Source organism: Streptomyces sp. SID8352 (assembly GCF_009862265.1).
GTDB lineage: Bacteria > Actinomycetota > Actinomycetes > Streptomycetales > Streptomycetaceae > Streptomyces.
The window spans coordinates 49,498-65,610 of sequence record NZ_WWGX01000073.1 but is presented as its reverse complement, the minus strand read 5'-3'; the positions used below and the strand labels follow the sequence as shown (position 1 = coordinate 65,610).

The following is a 16,113-nucleotide window of genomic DNA, read 5'->3' as shown; positions in this document are numbered from 1 at the left end:
CCGCCGATCGTACCGACCCCGCACGCCCCGGGTCGAAGCCGATTCCCGCCCGGGGGTCACGGGGGCCTCCGTCGTTCCGCCGGTCAGTGCCGTGCCGCCGTCCGGCACCGGCCCGCGCCCCGGAGCACCCGAACCCCCGAAGCCCCCGAAGCCCCGGGAGACTCCTGGGGCGCGGGCCGGACGCGGGCCGGTGTCCGTGGGACGGCGCGCGGTGCACTGCGCGTGCGGCGCCCCGCCTGTGCCCTGCGGGGGGCGGTGCTCGGCCGGTGCCCTGCGCGGGTAGCGGGCGGGCGGGCCGCGGGCGGGGCGCCCGCGCGGGGCGGGCCGACGGTACCGGGGCGAAGCCTTCGGCCGTGTCCGGCCGAAGGCGGAGGAGGCCGGGGCCGCTCGGGGGCGGAGCTGATCGAGGAGGCGGAGGGAGCGGGGGCGCCACGCGTGCCCGTGCGGTTGCCCGCGCCCGGTGCTGACGGTCGGCACCGGGCAGTGGTAGTCCGTGTCCGACGGGGGTGCCGGGGCCGGACGGGCTCCGGCAGGTGCCGGGGCCGGACGGGCTCCGGCAGGTGCCGGGCGGTCGGCCTCCAGGGGCGGGGCGGTGCCGGGACGTGCCGGGCGCTGCCGTCGGCGAGCGGGTGCTGCCATCGGCGGGCAGGCGCGGTGGCGCGGTGGCGCGGCGACGGTCCGCTTTCCCGGCCGACGGTCCGTCGGGCCCGGCGGGTCACCGCACCGCACGGGCCCCACCGCGCCCGCACTCCCGTCTCCCCCTTCCGGCGTACGCCGCGAACCGCCCGGGTATCACCCGATCGGGACGGACGACGGCTTGTCAGCCGCCGCTCAGGGTGAAGGAGTTGGTGCCTCATGGCGAGCTGGTTCGAGGGGCCGCTGGCCGCCTTCGACACGGAGACGACGGGGGTGGACGTGGAGGCCGACCGGATAGTGTCGGCCGCCCTCGTCCTCCAGGACGCCCCGGGACTCAGGCCGCGGATCACCCGCTGGCTGGTCAACCCGGGTGTGACGGTGCCGGGCGCGGCCACGGCGGTGCACGGGCTGACGGAGGAGCACCTCCAGCGGCACGGGCGCTGGCCGGCGCCCGTGATGTACGAGGTGGCGGAGGCGCTGGCCGACCAGGCGCGGGCCGGGCGCCCGCTGGTGGTGATGAACGCGCCGTTCGACCTGACACTGCTGGACCGGGAGCTGCGGCGGCACCGGGCCTCCTCGCTGGGACGCTGGCTGGACCGGGCGGCGCTGCATGTGCTCGACCCGTGGGTGCTGGACAAGCACCTGGACCGGTACCGCAAGGGCCGCCGCACCCTCTCCGACCTCTGCGCGCACTACGGCGTCCCCCTGGAGGGCGCGCACGACGCGGCGGCCGACGCGCTGGCGGCGATGGATGTGGTCCGGGCACTGGGCCGCCGCTTCCCGGCCCGGCTGGAGCGGCTCTCCCCCGCCGAACTGCACGCCCGGCAGGCGGCCTGGCACGCGGGGCAGGCACGCGGGCTCCAGGCGTGGTTCGCGCTGAACGGCTCGGAGGAGCCGGTGGACCCGGCCTGGCCGCTGCGCCCGGCGGTGCCCGCGGCGGCGTGAGGGGTGGTGCGGACCCGCCCCGCGCACCGCTCCCCCGTCAGGTGCGCGTCGGACACCGGACACCGGGCGCGGTCCACACGCCCCGCCCCAGAACTCCGGGCTCCGGGCTCCGGGCTCCGGGCATGAGAAAACCGGTCCGCCTGCGCGGACCGGTTTCTTCCCGGTGGGCGATACTGGGTTCGAACCAGTGACCTCTTCGGTGTGAACGAAGCGCTCTACCACTGAGCCAATCGCCCGGGAACGCACTGAACAATACAGGGCTCCGAGGGGTTGGTTCAAACCGCTTTCAGGTGCGCGGCCAGGCCGCGCCGCCCGGCGCGCATCATCAGCCGGTGGTTGGCCCGGAACAGCGGGCGGCCCGGCACGGCGAACCGGCGCAGCAGGTCCTTGCGGACGTTCACCTCCTGGTCGTAGTGGACGAGGGTGCCCTCTCCCCGGGGGGCCAGGGTCCAGCGTGCCCAGCCCTCCATGTCCCCGCCCATCGCCGCCTCCAGCACCCCGGCCTCGGGGTCGCGCCGGGTCTCCCGCAGGGTGGCGGTGAGGTCGTAGGGGAGGAGGGAGCGGAAGCGGACGAGCGCGTGGGTGCGGTCGAGCCGGGTGACCTCGCGCACCTGGGGCCACCAGCGGGGGTAGTCCTCCAGCCGGTCCAGGGCCCGATGGGCGGCGGGGAGGGGCGCGGGCAGGTCCCACAGGCTGCGGAAGCGGTAATGGTTCCAGTCCATGGGGACAGTGTGGCGGGCTCCCCCGCGGCGCGAGTGCCGGACGGGCCGGTATTCACTCCGCGGTGTTCCGGGAAAAACCGGGCGCATTCCCGGAAGGCGTTCGCCGGATTCCCGCCGGACGCCCACGCGTTGGGCTTCCCGGGTATGCGGATGAACGGCCGGAAGCGGCCCTTGATTTCGCCTCGCGGCGGTTGTGGCGGCGGAACGCCGCGTCGGCGCCGCCGGATTCACCCCGGGGCCCGCGCCGGGAAGGGCGATGACGGACCGTCACCTCCGACGCCGTACCACCCGCGCCGGCGCCCGCTCGCGCGACCAACGAAATGGCCCGGCCCACGATCTCGGGCCGGGCCATTCGATGATCCGGTGGGCGATACTGGGTTCGAACCAGTGACCTCTTCGGTGTGAACGAAGCGCTCTACCACTGAGCCAATCGCCCCGGGTGCAGGAAGAACATTACCCCATGTCAGGGGGTGCCCGTGACCATCGCCCGCAGCCGTCCGCCGCCGGTCACTGGTCGTCGACCTTCCAGGGCGCGACCAGGCCGAACTTCCACACGTAGAAGCCGATGAATGCGGCCATGATCACCAGCCCGACGGAGGTCAGGGCGATATTGCGCCGTCGTACCCGGGGGTCGAGGGCCCGCTGGGCGGCCTCGGTGACCTTCCGCTTGGTCCAGCGCAGCACGAGCTGGGCCCAGACGAACTCGGTCGACCAGATCGCCATGCCGCCGAAGATCACGACCCAGCCGGGACCGGGCAGCGGCAGCATGATCACGCCGACGACCACGACCGCCAGCCCGATCACGAAGACGCCGACCTGCCAGCTCACGTGGAGGGCGCGGCGGGCCCTGATGAACTCCGGCGCCCGGGAGCCGAGCGCCCGCCCGCCCCCGGTCCGGTCCGGCCCCGTGCCGCTCGACCCCGCTCCGTCTTCCTCCGGGCCGCCGTCGCCGGGCCCGTCACTCCCCGTATTCATATGACGGAACCCTACCCGAGCAATCCGATCACCGGAATGGACGCACCTCGACAAACGATCTCTCGGCCGGATGAGTTACATAAAGGCAGGCAAAACACGCAGAGGGGTTTACAACGGCAGCGTAGGTGGCATGTCGATTTCGCCGACGTGCGAATCCCCGAGCGCACACTGAGCGAAAGGCCCTGGCGCTTATGAACACCACGGTCAGCTGCGAGCTGCACCTGCGCCTCGTTGTGTCGAGCGAGTCCTCCCTGCCTGTCCCCGCAGGCCTGCGGTACGACACGGCCGATCCCTACGCCGTGCACGCCACCTTCCACACCGGAGCCGAGGAGACCGTCGAGTGGGTGTTCGCCCGCGACCTCCTCGCCGAAGGCCTCCACCGGCCCACCGGCACCGGCGACGTCCGCGTCTGGCCGTCGCGCAGCCACGGCCAGGGCGTCGTGTGCATCGCCCTCAGCTCCCCGGAGGGCGAGGCGCTGCTGGAGGCCCCCGCGCGGGCCCTGGAGTCCTTCCTGAAGCGCACCGACGCCGCCGTGCCGCCGGGCACGGAGCACCGGCACTTCGACCTTGATCAGGAGCTCTCGCACATCCTGGCGGAAAGCTAGGGCGCGAGGGCGCACCAGGCCGCCCGGCGCCGTCGACTCGGGGTGACGGCACGGGTACGGACAACCGCATACGGCACACGCCGACGCCGTCACCGCGCGATCGCACGGGGGCGGCACCGGTGCGCGCTCCCCCGGGCCCCGCGCCGCGGAAGCCACTACCATCGGCCAGCATCGGCGGGCGCCCGCCCGACCCCCAGGCCAGGGAGCGAATCGTGCTGATCACCCACGACACCCGGTGCGCGCTCGACACCGTGGTGGATCTGGTGAACACCGTGCCGGAGGAGACCTCGGCGGCGGACGGGCTGTCGGACCTCGCGGCCCTGGAGCAGTTCGTGGCGGCGCACGAGATCAGCGACGTGGGCTCCCTGACCGAGGAGGATCTCACGGCGGTGCGGGAGATCCGCGGGCGGTTCTCGACCGTCTTCGCCGCGTCCGACGCGCGGGCCGCCGCAGAGCTGATCAACGAGTTGGTCGCCGCGGCCGGCACCACGCCCCGCCTCACCGACCACGACGGCTACGACTGGCACATCCACTACTTCGCGCCCGGCGCCTCGATCGCGGACCACCTGGCCGCCGACTGCGGGATGGCGCTGGCCTTCTTCGTGGTCGCCGGGGAGCAGGAGCGGCTGCGCCGCTGCGAGGCCCCCGACTGCGGGCGGGCCTTCGTCGACCTGTCGCGCAACCGCTCCCGGCGCTACTGCGACAGCCGTACCTGCGGGAACCGGCTGCACGTGGCCGCCTACCGGGCGCGCCGCAAGGAGGCCGCGGGCTGAGTCGCGGCCCCCGGCGGGTGACGCCGGGGAGCGCGGGTACGGCTCACAGCAACAGCAGGTCGTGCAACGCGGCCATGAGCAGCAGACACCCGATCACCGCGAGGAAGATCATGAGCGGTGGCTGGGAAAGGGCGAAGAGGCAGCCGCGCGGTTCATGCTCCGGGAGCGCGGGGTCGCTCTGTCTCGTGTCCAGCTGTGTGTCCAGCTGAGTGGTGTCCTGCATCTCGCGGCGATGATGGCGCAGTTCAGGTGCCGCGCGCGATCACCTTGCCCGCATTGACCGGGAGTTCGCCGAATTCCGCAAGATCCCGCTCTGCCCGGTTCGGCTTGTGATCGTTCCGGAGCGGCCGTGGACCTCGGGGGACCGCAGGCCCGACGGGGCAGCGGGCGGGCACCGGGCGGGGCCGGGCGCCCGCCCCGTCATATGCCGTGCTTCTTGAGGATGGCCTCGATGTCGCTGAAGTCGTCCTCGCCGCGGGACGATCCGCTCCCCGGCCGGGCGACCGCGCGGGACGCCCCGCCCACGGCGGGCTTGGAGGCGGCCGGGGCCACCGCTTCGCCGCGGGGTGCGGCCCCGGCCGCTCCGCGCTCCTCGCGCGGGGTGCCTGCGCGGCGGCGCTCCACCGTACGAACGATCATGAACAGCAGCCAGGAGACGCCGAGCAGGGCGAAGCCGACCCAGGCGGTCGGGCTGACGGCGAGGCCGGACAGCCACTTCACGGCCCCGGTGAGCACCAGGCCCAGCGGGACGAGGGCGTAGGCGGCGACGCGGACGGCCGCGAGGAAACACCTCCGGTACGCGGTGACCGCGGCGATGCCCAGGCCGGCCGCGGACACCGCTGAGCAGACGGTCTCGGCAATCATGCGGTCCTCCAGGCTCGGTCGTGCGGTGGCGCGTCTCCCTTCCATCCTGCCCCGCCCGCACCCCCGGGCGCCACGTCCCGGGGTGAACATCAGGGACATCTCGGGGTCACCCTCCCACCGCGCCCCCGGCCGGGCCCGTGCCGCCCCGGGCGATGCGAGGGGGCCGGGCGCGGGCTGGAAGACTGGGGGGATGAGTGACTCCGCCCCCGACCGCTCCCCCGCGGCCGTGCTCGACGTCTGGTTCGAGCTCCAGTGCCCCGACTGCCGTACCGCTCTCGACGATCTGCGCGCCCTGCGCGCCCGGTACGGCGAACGGCTGGACATCAGGCTCCGGCACTTCCCGCTGGAGAAGCACAAGCAGGCCTTCCCCGCCGCCCAGGCCGCCGAGGAGGCCGCGGCGCAGGGCCGGGGGTGGCCGTACGCGGAGGCCGTGCTGGAGCGGGTCGAGGAGCTGGACCGCGGTGGTGAGCCGCTGCTCGTCGAGGTGGCCCGGGGGCTGGGGCTGGACGCCGAGGAGTTCGACACCGCCCTGATCGACGGACGGCACATCCTGATCGTGGACGCCGACCAGGCCGAAGGCAAGGCGATCGGCGTGACCGGCACCCCCACCTATGTGATCGGCGGTGAGCGGCTGGACGGCGGCAGGAGCCAGGAGGGGCTGCGCGAGCGGATCGAGGAGATCGCGGACCGGCTGCTGGCCACCGCCCCGCAGGACTGAGCCACCGCGCCGGAATCCGGGCCGCGGGGCCGCGTCCCCGGGGCGCCCCGCGGGCGTTCCCGGAGATCCGGGGTCCCGGGGCCCGGCTCTCCGGGATCCCGGGTGCCCCCGGCGGGCGTCCCGGGGGCACGGGGTGCCCGAAGTGCCGGGACCGGCAGCCAGGACCTCCCCGCGCGTGGCCGCCGCCGCGCGCGTGGCGGCGGCCCCCGGGGCGGACGCCCGCACGCGTCGGGAACGGCCCGGCGGCCGTACCGCCCGCGTCCCGCCCCCTACAGCAGGGGCTTGTAGTACGCGTACAGCGTCGTCACGTAGCCGAGTCCCTCGTAGAGCCGCTCGGCCGGGGTATTGCCCGCGAAGACGTTGAGGCCGATCGCACCGCGCCCGGCGGCCAGGGTCTGGGCCTCGGCCAGCAGCAACAGCGTGCGGCCGTGCCCGCGGCCCCGGTGGGCGGCGTCGGCCTCAACGTCGAAGACGAACGACCGCTCGTCCTGGAGCGCGAGCCAGAGGGTGCCGACCCGGGTGCCCTCGTGCTCCAGCACGCTGATCAGCATGCCCTCGGTGTCCGCGCCGCGCGGCAGCAGCTTCTCGTGGTCGTGCCGGGCCTTGGCGCGGGCCTGCTCCTCGGTCATGCCACGCTCGGTCCAGGCCCGGACGTACGACTCCGTCTCGGCCGCGAGCCAGTCCCCGAACTCGTCCGGCGCCATGGCCCGCGCGGTGCTGCCCGGGGGCAGGGCGGGCGGGGCGCCGCCGAGCCGCTTGGCCATGTTCCTGTTGCGCAGGGTGTAGCCGAGGGCGCGGGCCAGCGCGGTGCCCGCCTCGGAGCCCGCCGGGACGGCCGCTTCGAGCCTGCGGCAGCCCCAGCTCCGCGCCACCTCCTCGGCGGCGAGCGCCGCGACCGTGCCCCGGCCGCGGCGGCGGTCGGGTTCGTCGATGCTCAGGGAGTGGATCAGGGCCGCCGCGCCACCGGACGAGGGATCCGTGGCGAGGTGCACCGCACCGACGGGACGGCTGTTCACGCACACCTGGAAGTGGCGGGAACGGGTCCCGTCGGCCGCCTGCTGGAGCGGCTCGGTCGGCCGCAGGGTAGTGGTCATCCTGCGATTTCTACCCGGCGGGAGCGCGTGAATCAGCCCTTTTCCCAGGGTTGTTGGCCCGCTCCCGATGCCGCCCGGCCCGGGACGCGGGGATGCCGGGGAGACACGGGGGTTCCGGGGGACGCGGCGGACGCGCGGGACTCCCGGGACCCGTGGGCCCCCGGGAGTCCCGTTGAGCCCCCGGGGGCCGTGGAGGTCACGGGTCCAGGTCGTCCGCGGCTCGCTCCTCGAAGACCCGCATGGCCTTGGCGGTCACCGGGCCGGGGGCGCCGGGCAGGGTGCGGTCGTCGATCCGGCGCACGGCCTGCACGTCCCGCAGCGTGGAGGTGAGGAAGACCTCGTCGGCGCGGTCCAGGACGTCCATCGGCAGATCGGTCTCCCGGGCGCCGGTCCACTCCACGGCCAGGGCCCGGGTGACGCCGGCGAGGCAGCCGGAGGCGAGCGGCGGGGTGTGGATCTCGCCGTCGAGCACGACGAAGACGTTGGAGCCGGTGCCCTCGCACAGCCGCCCCGCGGTGTTGCCGAACAGGGCCTCGCTGGCGCCCCGTTCGCGCGCGCGGGCGAGGGCGACGACGTTCTCGGCGTAGGAGGTCGTCTTCAGGCCGGTGAGCGCGCCGCGTTCGTTGCGGGTCCAGGGCACCGTGATCACGGCGGTGGTGTCGGGGCGGCGTTCGGTCCCGCCGAGGGCCACGACCAGCGTGGTGCCCTGCTCGCCGCGGTCCGAGCCGAGCGGGCCGTGGCCGCCGGTGTAGGTGATCCGCAGCCGGCCCAGCGGCATCGGGTTCGCCTCCAGGACCGCGGCGCAGGCGCGGCGGACCTCGTCGAGGTCCGGGTCGGGCAGGCCGAGGCCGCGGGCCGAGCGGGTCAGCCGGTCGAGGTGCCGGGTGAGGGCGAACGGCCTGCCGTCCGTCGTCCTGAGCGTCTCGAAGATGCCGTCGCCCACGGTCAGCCCGTGGTCGAGGACGGAGACGCGGGCGGACCGGATGTCCTGGAGCCCGCCGTCGAGCCAGATCTTCACGTGTGCAGTGCCTCTCCCGTGCCGTTCGCCTCGTACGTGCCAGACGCTACCGCGAGCAGCCGGGACGCCTTGAGTTCGGTCTCCCGCCACTCGTGTCCGGGATCGGACCCCCAGGTGATCCCGGCCCCGGTGCCGAAGCGCAGGGCCCCCTCGGCGCGGTCGATCCAGAAGGTGCGGATGCCGACGGCCAGCTCCCCCGTCCGCCGGTCGGCGTCGACCCAGCCGGTGCCGCCGCAGTAGGGGCCCCGGGGGGCGGTCTCCAGGGCGTCGATGATCCGCAGGGCGCTCGACTTGGGCGCCCCGGTCACCGAACCGGGCGGGAACGCCGCGTCGAGCAGCTCCGGCCAGCCCGCGCCCGGGAGCAGTTCGCCGCGCACGGTGGACACGAGGTGCACCAGTCCGGGGTGCTTCTCGACCGCGCACAGATCGGGCACCGTCACGCTGCCGCTGACGCAGACCCGGCCGATGTCGTTGCGGACGAGGTCCACGATCATCACGTTCTCGGCGAAGTCCTTCTCCAGCAGATCGCCCTCGGTCGCCCCGGTGCCCTTGATCGGTCCGGACTCCACGACGCGCCCGGCGCGCCGCAGGAACAGCTCGGGGGAGGCGCCGGCGATCTCCACACCGTGGCCGGGGACGCGGATCGTCATGGCGTACGGTGCCGGGTTGCCGCGCGCCAGCAGGGCGGTGAGGGCGTCGACGTCGGCGTCGGGGCCGACCGGGGCGGACAGGACGCGGCAGAGGTTGGCCTGGTAGACCTCCCCGGCCGCGATGTGCTCGCGGATCCGCCGTACCCCGGCGGTGTACGCGGCGCGGTCCAGCGAGGTCGTCCAGTCGCCGGGCCCCGGTCCGCGCCATCCCCCGGGCACCGGCGGGGGCACCGGAACGGTCCGTACATCCGCGAAGCGCGCGCAGGTCAGACGGCCCTCGAAGTCGGCGCAGACGGCCCAGAAGCCGGTGGAGTCGAGGGCGGCGGGGTCGCTCGTGACGTCGAGGAGGCCGGTCGCGAGGCGGTCCCCGAAACGCGCCAGGGGAGGGTGTTCGTGCACATGTCCGAGTCTAGGCTGGCCGTACGGAGGCGGCCCGGACGCCGTGTTCGGCGGGCCCCGGCCCGGTCCCGTACCGGAGCCACCGCAGCACGCTGCGCAAACGCGTTTTTGTGCTGGCCCGGGAATCCGCTAGAGTTCAACACGTCGCCGGGACGCGCAAGCGGACCGAACCGACAGGCGGACGTAGCTCAGTTGGTAGAGCGCAACCTTGCCAAGGTTGAGGTCGCGAGTTCGAACCTCGTCGTCCGCTCGCGAAACGATGGGGCCTCCCGGGCCCCTTCACTCCTGGTGGAGTGGCCGAGAGGCGAGGCAACGGCCTGCAAAGCCGTCTACACGGGTTCAAATCCCGTCTNCACCTCCAAGGACGATTAGCTCAGCGGGAGAGCGCTTCCCTGACACGGAAGAGGTCACTGGTTCAATCCCAGTATCGTCCACGCATCCGGAAGCCCCGGCCGTTCCACACGGCCGGGGCTTCCGCGTTCCCCCCGGAGGCCGTCCCGCGCTCCCCGGTGGGCGCACGCCGCGCGCCGGTCCACCGCGGAGCGCGGGACGGTCCTCAGCTGGAGAAGAGCATCCGCCCGAAGCCGCGCTGGCGGTAGTGCCCGTGGTGGCCCTGCGGCGCGCCCCAGGCGGGGGCCTGGGCCGCCGGGTAGGCCGGGGGCGCGGCGGCCGGGTACGCCTGCGGAGCCGCGGGCGGCGGCGGGGCGGGCTGGGCCCACTGGGCCTCCAGGCGGGTCAGCGCCTCCAGCTCGCCGTAGTCGAGGAAGATCCCCCGGCATCCGCTGCACTGCTCGATCTGCACGCCGTTGCGGTTGTAGGTGTGCATCGGTGCGTGGCACTTGGGGCACTGCATGGTCGGCTCAACTCCTCGCCGTTCGCTACTGCTTCGCGTCTCGCCGGAACAGACTCCGTCCGGCCGCGGTCGGTTGCACCCTACTGCCCGCCGGCTGGGCTCAGCCGCGCGAGGAGGCCAGGGGGAGGGCGGCCATGCGCGCGCACGCGTCGATGACGCGGCGCTCCCCCTCGTCCGGTCGCCGGTCCGCCTCCGCCGCCTTGGTGAGGGCGCGGGCGGCGGTCTGCACGGTGAGGGCGCGCGCCGGGACCTCCAGGACGGGCCAGGGGTCCCCGTCCGGAGGGACGGCCGGGCCGCGCGCCGCCCGGTAGGCGGCCAGGAAGCGGTCCCACTCCCCCGACGGGAGCAGACCGCAGGCGTACCAGGCGGCGGGGCGGGCCAGGTCCCACGCCGGTACGCCCGCGCCCAGGTCGTCGACGTCGATCAGCAGCCAGGGGCCCCGGGGGACGGGGTGCCGCACGAGTTGGCCGAGGTGGAAGTCGCCGTGGCACAGGGCGGCGCCCTCCCGGGGCATCGGGGCCTCGCCGCGGGCCCAGGCGGGGAGGGTGTCCCAGGCCCGCAGCACGGCCGCGGTGTCGGCCGCGGGGCGGGGCAGGGCCCGCAGTGCGGCGACGGCCCGGGCGGTCTTGGCGGGGCCGCGCATCGGGGGCGGCCCCGGGGGCAGGGGGCTGCGGTGCAGGCGGGCGAGGAGGGTGGCGGCGGCCTCCCAGGGGGCCGCGTCGGGGTCGCCGGGGTCCACCGGGCGGCCGTGGGGCCAGTAGGTCACGAGACGGCCGTGGAGGGTGGCCGGGGCCGGGGCGAGCGGGGGCAGCAGGACGCCGGGGAGTCCGGTGGCGACGGCGACCCGGTGGGCGAGGCCGTCGGGGTCGCTGTCCGGCGCGTGCGCCTTGGCGACGGCGGCGGCATGGCGGACGACGGTGGTGTCGGGGTGCTGCACGAGGGTGGCGGACGGGCAGTCGCAGTGCGGCACGGCGGGCGGGGGGTCCTGCCCGGCGGGGGTGTGGGCGAACGCTCGGACACGGTCGGCGAGCGCGGCGAGGAGGGGGGCGGGGGTCACGGTGGGTGAGCGTAGCGCCGGGCGGGACGCGAGGGCGCGACCGACGGGGGCCGGATGCCGGGCGGCGGGGGCGGAGTCATGTGCGGGGTGGGCCGGGTGGCCGGGCCCCCGTACGGAAGCGGGTCGCCCGGAGGGGAGAGCCTCGCGCCGGAGGGCGGGAGGAGATGCCGGCGCGGCTTCCCCAGCCGCGCCGGCATCGTGCCGTCCGCCGCACCCCCGTCCCCACGGGGTTTCCCGGGTGGGTGCCCACTGCCCGGACCGCTCTTCCGGGTCTGGGGGCGCCGCTCAGCGCCCCAGCACCGCACCCACGGACGACGCCTGTGTGGCCACCGTCTCCCACCCGTCGAAGACGAGGAGGAGCAGGACCGCCAGGGGCAGGGCCATCAGCGTCGCCACAGCGGGGTGGCGGCGTTCCGGGCGGTCGCGGTCGTCCCGCGGGCGGAGCGGGGTCCGCGCTGCCGTCCGGATCATGGTCCTCTCCTGGCCGTCTCGCATGTCGTACCGGTGGTCCGTCCTGATGGCGGCGGGCGTCTGACCTCGGGGGACGAGTACGCCACCCGCCGCTCGACCACAAATCTAGGCGTCCGCCGATTCCCCGACGTCATGCCCTCGTACCGCTTGCCGGGCCTCCCGGAGGATGAGCCGCCGCCCGCGGTGTACTCCTCTGGGTGGAGACGGGCTTCCCCGCCTCGGGGTCTTCCCGGAAGGGTCGTCCGGGTCATCCCCCGGGTGACTTCCCTCACTCCCCTCAGGGAACCCCGAGGCCACTTCCGCCCCGCCCGCCCCCTACGTCCCGGACCCGTCCCGGCTCATGGCCAACCCCCGCGGAACGCTGGGACGTTGGCCCCGTACCGCGGCGTGCCGCCCGGCGCCGGGGCCCGTCGACGCTCCCTCAACTCTCCCGTTCCGTACCGACAATCCGCCGCCCCGGGAGGGCGCGGCCTCTGCCCCCGGACGGGTGGGGAAACGTAAGCTGGGGCACGTCACAGGACCGGGCAGCGGGGATGAACATGGCGATGATGCGCCTGAGGCGCGAGGACCCGCGCGTCGTCGGCTCGTTCAGGCTTCACCGACGGCTGGGCGCGGGCGGGATGGGCGTGGTCTACCTGGGCTCCGACAAGAAGGGGCAGCGGGTCGCGCTGAAGGTCATCCGCCCGGATCTGGCGGAGGATCAGGAGTTCCGCTCCCGCTTCGCCCGGGAGGTGTCGGCGGCTCGGCGCATCCGCGGCGGCTGCACCGCCCGGCTGGTCGCCGCCGACCTGGACGCGGAGCGCCCCTGGTTCGCCACCCAGTACGTGCCCGGTCCGTCCCTGCACGACAAGGTCGTCGACGACGGGCCGCTCTGCGCGGCCGACGTCGCCTCCGTGGGCGCCGCCCTCTCGGAGGGCCTGGTCGCCGTCCACGAGGCGGGCGTGGTGCACCGGGACCTGAAGCCGTCCAACATCCTGCTCTCCCCCAAGGGGCCGCGCATCATCGACTTCGGGATCGCCTGGGCCACGGGGGCCTCGACGCTGACCCACGTCGGCACGGCCGTCGGCTCCCCCGGCTTCCTCGCCCCCGAGCAGGTCCGGGGCGCCGCCGTCACCCCGGCCACGGACGTGTTCTCGCTCGGCGCCACCCTCGCCTACGCCTCGATGGGCGACTCGCCCTTCGGGCACGGGAGTTCCGAGGTGATGCTGTACCGCGTGGTGCACGAGGAGGCCCAGCTCCAGGGCGTCCCGGACGCCCTCGCCCCGCTGGTGCGGGCCTGTCTGGCGAAGGACCCCGAGGACCGGCCCACCACCCTGCAGCTCTCGCTGCGGCTCAGGGAGATCGCCACCCGGGAGGCCCAGGGCCTCGCCGACGCGAGACCTCCCGCGCCCCGCCCGGCGGAGGCGGACCAGCACTCCGGCCGGCTCGCGGACACCTACCCGGAACGGACGCCGAGGCGCTCCCCCGGCCGCGCCGGGGGCCGGGGCACCCCGGCCGCGCGGGGCACCGGCTCCCGCGGTCCCGCCTCCGGGGCCGAGCCGGGTTCGCTGCCCGGCCGGGGCTCCGGCCCCGCGCGCGGCGGGACCCCTTCGCGCGGCGGCACGTCCTCCCGGGGCGGCGGCCAGGCGCGCGGCGGCTCCCGGGGCACCGGGACGGGCGCGCGCCCCACGCCCGCCATGCCCCGGTCCGCCCGTGGCGGCAGCGGCACCGGGACGGGCCGTACCGCCACGCGTCCCGGCCCCGGCCGCACGGGCCCCCGCAGCGGGGCGGGGCGCCCGCGGCCCAGGCCCACCGGGACCGGGCTGCGGCCCGCCAACCCGCGACTGCTGCGCCAGCGGCTGTTCGTGTTCGTCGTCGTGACGCTGCTGGTCGCGCTGGGCATCGCGGCGGCCCAGGGCTGCCAGGGCCCGTCGAACGGGCTCGGCGGCGAGCGGGGCGGCCCGCGCGCGCAGCACGCCCGGCTCCTCTCCCCGGCGCCTCCGGAGCACCCGCCGTCACCGGCGGGACCGGGTGTCGACGGTCCGGGCGGCTATCCTCCGGTGGCCACGGCGTAGAAGGCGACGGCGGCCGCCGCTCCGACGTTGAGCGAGTCGACCCCGTGGGACATGGGGATGCGCACCCGGCTGTCCACGGCGGCCAGGGCCCGGCGGGAGAGTCCGCTCCCCTCGGCGCCGAGCATGAGCGCGACCCGCTCCATGTGCTGCGGGGCGGTCTCCGCCAGGGTGCGGGCCTCCGGGTCGGGGGTGAGGGCGAGGAGGGTGTAGCCCGCCCCCCGGACCTCGTCCAGCCCGCCCGGCCAGCGGTCGAGCCGGGCGTACGGCACCGAGAAGACGGCGCCCATGGAGACCTTGACGCTGCGCCGGTACAGCGGGTCGGCGCAGTCCGGGGAGAGCAGGACGGCGTCCATGCCGAGGGCGGCGGCGGAGCGGAAGATCGCGCCGATGTTGGTGTGGTCGTTGACGGACTCCATGACGACGACCCGGCGGGCGGCGCCCAGGACGTCGGCCGGGGCGGGCAGCGGTCTGCGCTCCATGGAGGCGAGGGCGCCGCGGTGCACGTGGTAGCCGGTGACGCGTTCCGCGAGGGCCGGTTCGACGACGTACACGGGGGCGGTGGACCGGTCGATGACGTCGCTCAGGGCGTCGACCCACTTGGCCGACAGCAGCATGGAGCGCATCGCGAAGCCCGCGTCCCCGGCCCGCCGGATCACCTTCTCGCCCTCGGCGATGAACAGTCCCTCGGCGGGCTCGCGGCGGCGGCGCAGTTCGACGTCGGTCAGGTCGGTGTAGTCGCGGAGGCGGGGGTCGTCGGGGTCGTCGACGGTGATGGGCTCCGCCATGTCAGGCACCCTCCCCCGGCCGTCCGGCGGTCTCTCCCGGGCCCACGTCGACGACGGGGCCGATGACGATGACGGCGGGCGGCCTGACCTCGCGGGCGACGACCGCCCCGGCGACCGTGGCGAGGGTGGCGTCGACCCGGCGCTGGGACGCCGTGGTGCCCTCCTGGACGAGGGCGACGGGGGTGTCGGGGGACTTGCCGTGGGCGACGAGCGCCTCGGCTATCCGGCCGATCTTGTCGACGCCCATGAGGATCACGAGGGTCCCGGTGAGCCGGGCCAGCGCGGGCCAGTCGACCAGGGAGCGCGGGTCGTCCGGCGCCACATGGCCGCTGACGACGGTGAACTCGTGGGCGACGCCCCGGTGGGTGACGGGGATGCCGGCCGCGCCGGGGACGGAGATGGAGCTGGAGATGCCGGGGACGACGGTGCACGGCACGCCCGCCTCGGCGAGGGCCTGGGCCTCCTCCATGCCGCGTCCGAAGACGAAGGGGTCGCCGCCCTTGAGGCGGACCACGGCCCTGCCCTTCCGGGCGTGCTCGACGAGGGCGGCGTTGATGGCCTCCTGGGCCATGAACCGGCCGTAGGGGATCTTCGCGGCGTCGATCACCTCGACGTGCGGCGGCAGCTCCGCGAGCAGGTCGCGCGGGCCGAGCCGGTCGGCGATGACGACGTCGGCCTCCGCCAGCAGACGGCGGCCGCGGACGGTGATGAGATCCGGATCGCCGGGGCCACCGCCGACCAGGGCGACGTGGCCGCCGCGGCGGCGGTGGTGGGGGGCGACGAGGGTGCCGTCGCGCAGGCCCTCGACGACCGCGTCGCGGATGGCGGCGGTGTGCCGGGGGTCGCGGTCGCGCAGGCTGGCGGTGAGGACGGCGACGGTGACGCCCTCGCTGTGCCCGGTCGCCGGGGTCCAGGCGGTGGCGGCCTCGGCGTCGTCGGAGCGGACGCACCAGACGCGGCCGCGCTCGCCCTCGGCGGAGGCGCGGGTGTTGGCGTCGGCGTCGCTGGTGGCGATCAGGGCGTACCAGGCGTCGGTGAGGTCGCCCTCGGCGTACGGGCGGCGCTCCCAGGTGATCTCGCCCGCGTCGGCCATGGCCTCGACGGAGGGCGTGGCCTCCGGCGAGACGAGGCGGATGTCGGCGCCCGCCGCGATGAGCGCCGGAAGGCGGCGCTGGGCCACCTGTCCGCCGCCCAGGACGACCACGCGGCGTCCGGCGAGGCGGAGGCCTACGGGGTAGGCGGGTTGTTCGGCCATGAGGCGGGGCTCCTCGTCCTGGCGGTGCGGTGGGACGCTTCGGCTCCGGAGCGGCCCTGACGTGCGGAATTCTAGAAGACGCGGATGGGGCGGGGTGCGCCGTGGTCGACCCTACGGGTGGGGCGGGCCGTGCGCGGGTGCCGCCTCCCCCGGGACGGATGTCCCCCACGGGAGGGACGGATGCCCCTGGGGGGGCGGGGCGCGCGCCCGGGGACGGCGGCGGCGTGGCCCCCTGGGCG

17 protein-coding genes and 5 tRNA genes are annotated in these 16,113 nt (G+C 75.5%); 8 read left to right on the top strand and 14 right to left on the bottom strand.

Annotation, left to right across the window (positions count from 1 at the left end; translation table 11 throughout):
• Positions 1–855: 855 nt before the first annotated feature.
• Positions 856–1,581 (top strand): 3'-5' exonuclease, encoded by a 726-nt coding sequence (locus tag GTY84_RS22710; protein ID WP_161228180.1) that lies wholly within the window; start codon positions 856–858, stop codon positions 1,579–1,581.
• Between the two features lie 164 nt (positions 1,582–1,745).
• Here GTY84_RS22710 and GTY84_RS22705 read toward each other — a convergent pair.
• From GTY84_RS22705 to GTY84_RS22690, 4 genes are all read right to left on the bottom strand, one after another.
• Positions 1,746–1,817 (bottom strand) — tRNA-Val (locus tag GTY84_RS22705).
• Between the two features lie 39 nt (positions 1,818–1,856).
• Positions 1,857–2,303, bottom strand: a complete 447-nt coding sequence (locus GTY84_RS22700) for an SRPBCC family protein (protein WP_161228178.1) — start codon at positions 2,301–2,303, stop codon at positions 1,857–1,859.
• A gap of 364 nt (positions 2,304–2,667) precedes the next feature.
• Positions 2,668–2,739: transfer RNA gene (locus tag GTY84_RS22695), tRNA-Val, on the bottom strand.
• Between the two features lie 71 nt (positions 2,740–2,810).
• Positions 2,811–3,278, bottom strand: coding sequence for a TIGR02611 family protein (locus GTY84_RS22690; RefSeq protein ID WP_161228177.1), 468 nt, complete (start codon positions 3,276–3,278; stop codon positions 2,811–2,813).
• A gap of 191 nt (positions 3,279–3,469) precedes the next feature.
• Here GTY84_RS22690 and GTY84_RS22685 point away from each other — a divergent pair, with 191 nt between their 5' ends.
• Both GTY84_RS22685 and GTY84_RS22680 read left to right on the top strand, forming a co-directional pair.
• On the top strand, positions 3,470–3,883 hold the full coding sequence (locus tag GTY84_RS22685; RefSeq protein ID WP_004002642.1) for an SsgA family sporulation/cell division regulator: 414 nt from the start codon (positions 3,470–3,472) through the stop codon (positions 3,881–3,883).
• A 212-nt stretch (positions 3,884–4,095) separates the two neighbouring features.
• The gene (locus GTY84_RS22680; RefSeq protein ID WP_161228176.1) at positions 4,096–4,656 is read left to right on the top strand and encodes a CGNR zinc finger domain-containing protein; all 561 of its coding nucleotides are present in this window, start codon (positions 4,096–4,098) and stop codon (positions 4,654–4,656) included.
• Positions 4,657–4,699: 43 nt separating this feature from the next.
• Here the strand turns inward: GTY84_RS22680 and GTY84_RS22675 are convergent, their stop codons facing one another.
• Both GTY84_RS22675 and GTY84_RS22670 read right to left on the bottom strand, forming a co-directional pair.
• On the bottom strand, positions 4,700–4,879 hold the full coding sequence (locus GTY84_RS22675; protein WP_161228175.1) for a hypothetical protein: 180 nt from the start codon (positions 4,877–4,879) through the stop codon (positions 4,700–4,702).
• A 197-nt stretch (positions 4,880–5,076) separates the two neighbouring features.
• On the bottom strand, positions 5,077–5,520 hold the full coding sequence (locus GTY84_RS22670; RefSeq protein WP_161228173.1) for a hypothetical protein: 444 nt from the start codon (positions 5,518–5,520) through the stop codon (positions 5,077–5,079).
• 190 nt (positions 5,521–5,710) lie between these two features.
• Here GTY84_RS22670 and GTY84_RS22665 point away from each other — a divergent pair, with 190 nt between their 5' ends.
• On the top strand, positions 5,711–6,238 hold the full coding sequence (locus GTY84_RS22665) for a DsbA family protein (RefSeq protein ID WP_161228172.1): 528 nt from the start codon (positions 5,711–5,713) through the stop codon (positions 6,236–6,238).
• Between the two features lie 269 nt (positions 6,239–6,507).
• Here GTY84_RS22665 and GTY84_RS22660 read toward each other — a convergent pair whose 3' ends face one another.
• The 3 genes from GTY84_RS22660 to GTY84_RS22650 form a co-directional block, all read right to left on the bottom strand.
• Entirely contained in the window at positions 6,508–7,332 is an 825-nt protein-coding gene (locus tag GTY84_RS22660; RefSeq protein ID WP_161228171.1) for a GNAT family N-acetyltransferase, read from the bottom strand.
• Positions 7,333–7,528: 196 nt separating this feature from the next.
• Complete coding sequence (locus tag GTY84_RS22655; RefSeq protein ID WP_161228169.1) at positions 7,529–8,350, bottom strand: aminodeoxychorismate lyase; 822 nt, start codon at positions 8,348–8,350, stop codon at positions 7,529–7,531.
• Complete coding sequence (locus GTY84_RS22650) at positions 8,347–9,399, bottom strand: chorismate-binding protein (protein WP_161228167.1); 1,053 nt, start codon at positions 9,397–9,399, stop codon at positions 8,347–8,349. Before GTY84_RS22650 ends, GTY84_RS22655 begins: the two co-directional genes overlap by 4 nt.
• Positions 9,400–9,576: 177 nt before the next feature.
• On the opposite strand from GTY84_RS22650, the gene GTY84_RS22645 reads away from it, so the two are divergent.
• The 3 genes from GTY84_RS22645 (at position 9,577) to GTY84_RS22635 (ending at position 9,833) form a co-directional block, all read left to right on the top strand.
• Positions 9,577–9,649: transfer RNA gene (locus GTY84_RS22645), tRNA-Gly, on the top strand.
• Positions 9,650–9,686: 37 nt separating this feature from the next.
• Positions 9,687–9,760: transfer RNA gene (locus GTY84_RS22640), tRNA-Cys, on the top strand.
• A gap of 1 nt (position 9,761) precedes the next feature.
• Positions 9,762–9,833 (top strand) — tRNA-Val (locus tag GTY84_RS22635).
• 122 nt (positions 9,834–9,955) lie between these two features.
• Here the strand turns inward: GTY84_RS22635 and GTY84_RS22630 are convergent.
• The 3 genes from GTY84_RS22630 to GTY84_RS22620 all read right to left on the bottom strand — a co-directional run bounded on the left by GTY84_RS22630 (position 9,956) and on the right by GTY84_RS22620 (position 11,780).
• Entirely contained in the window at positions 9,956–10,252 is a 297-nt protein-coding gene (locus GTY84_RS22630; RefSeq protein WP_161228165.1) for a zf-TFIIB domain-containing protein, read from the bottom strand.
• Positions 10,253–10,352: 100 nt separating this feature from the next.
• Complete coding sequence (locus tag GTY84_RS22625) at positions 10,353–11,309, bottom strand: phosphotransferase (RefSeq protein ID WP_161228164.1); 957 nt, start codon at positions 11,307–11,309, stop codon at positions 10,353–10,355.
• A gap of 285 nt (positions 11,310–11,594) precedes the next feature.
• A complete protein-coding gene (locus GTY84_RS22620; RefSeq protein WP_161228163.1) occupies positions 11,595–11,780 on the bottom strand; it encodes a hypothetical protein in 186 nt (61 codons plus the stop codon).
• A 533-nt stretch (positions 11,781–12,313) separates the two neighbouring features.
• Between GTY84_RS22620 and GTY84_RS22615 the strand changes: the two genes are divergently transcribed.
• A complete protein-coding gene (locus GTY84_RS22615) occupies positions 12,314–13,834 on the top strand; it encodes a serine/threonine-protein kinase (protein ID WP_161228162.1) in 1,521 nt (506 codons plus the stop codon).
• Here the strand turns inward: GTY84_RS22615 and GTY84_RS22610 are convergent.
• Together GTY84_RS22610 and cobA are read right to left on the bottom strand one after the other, a co-directional pair.
• Positions 13,810–14,619: an RNA methyltransferase gene (locus GTY84_RS22610; protein WP_161228160.1), complete on the bottom strand. Its 810-nt coding sequence runs from the start codon at positions 14,617–14,619 to the stop codon at positions 13,810–13,812. The genes GTY84_RS22615 and GTY84_RS22610 overlap by 25 nt on opposite strands.
• A gap of 1 nt (position 14,620) precedes the next feature.
• Entirely contained in the window at positions 14,621–15,874 is a 1,254-nt protein-coding gene (gene cobA, locus GTY84_RS22605) for a uroporphyrinogen-III C-methyltransferase (protein WP_161228158.1), read from the bottom strand.
• Positions 15,875–16,113 lie beyond the last annotated feature (239 nt).

Coding starts and splice junctions, on each gene's coding strand:
- GTY84_RS22710 (WP_161228180.1), top strand. CDS start 856: ATGGCGAGCTGGTTCGAGGGGCCGCTGGCCGCCTTCGACACGGAGACG.
- GTY84_RS22700 (WP_161228178.1), bottom strand. CDS start 2,303: ATGGACTGGAACCATTACCGCTTCCGCAGCCTGTGGGACCTGCCCGCG.
- GTY84_RS22690 (WP_161228177.1), bottom strand. CDS start 3,278: ATGAATACGGGGAGTGACGGGCCCGGCGACGGCGGCCCGGAGGAAGAC.
- GTY84_RS22685 (WP_004002642.1), top strand. CDS start 3,470: ATGAACACCACGGTCAGCTGCGAGCTGCACCTGCGCCTCGTTGTGTCG.
- GTY84_RS22675 (WP_161228175.1), bottom strand. CDS start 4,879: ATGCAGGACACCACTCAGCTGGACACACAGCTGGACACGAGACAGAGC.
- GTY84_RS22670 (WP_161228173.1), bottom strand. CDS start 5,520: ATGATTGCCGAGACCGTCTGCTCAGCGGTGTCCGCGGCCGGCCTGGGC.
- GTY84_RS22665 (WP_161228172.1), top strand. CDS start 5,711: ATGAGTGACTCCGCCCCCGACCGCTCCCCCGCGGCCGTGCTCGACGTC.
- GTY84_RS22660 (WP_161228171.1), bottom strand. CDS start 7,332: ATGACCACTACCCTGCGGCCGACCGAGCCGCTCCAGCAGGCGGCCGAC.
- GTY84_RS22630 (WP_161228165.1), bottom strand. CDS start 10,252: ATGCAGTGCCCCAAGTGCCACGCACCGATGCACACCTACAACCGCAAC.
- GTY84_RS22620 (WP_161228163.1), bottom strand. CDS start 11,780: ATGATCCGGACGGCAGCGCGGACCCCGCTCCGCCCGCGGGACGACCGC.
- GTY84_RS22615 (WP_161228162.1), top strand. CDS start 12,314: ATGAACATGGCGATGATGCGCCTGAGGCGCGAGGACCCGCGCGTCGTC.
- GTY84_RS22610 (WP_161228160.1), bottom strand. CDS start 14,619: ATGGCGGAGCCCATCACCGTCGACGACCCCGACGACCCCCGCCTCCGC.
- cobA (WP_161228158.1), bottom strand. CDS start 15,874: ATGGCCGAACAACCCGCCTACCCCGTAGGCCTCCGCCTCGCCGGACGC.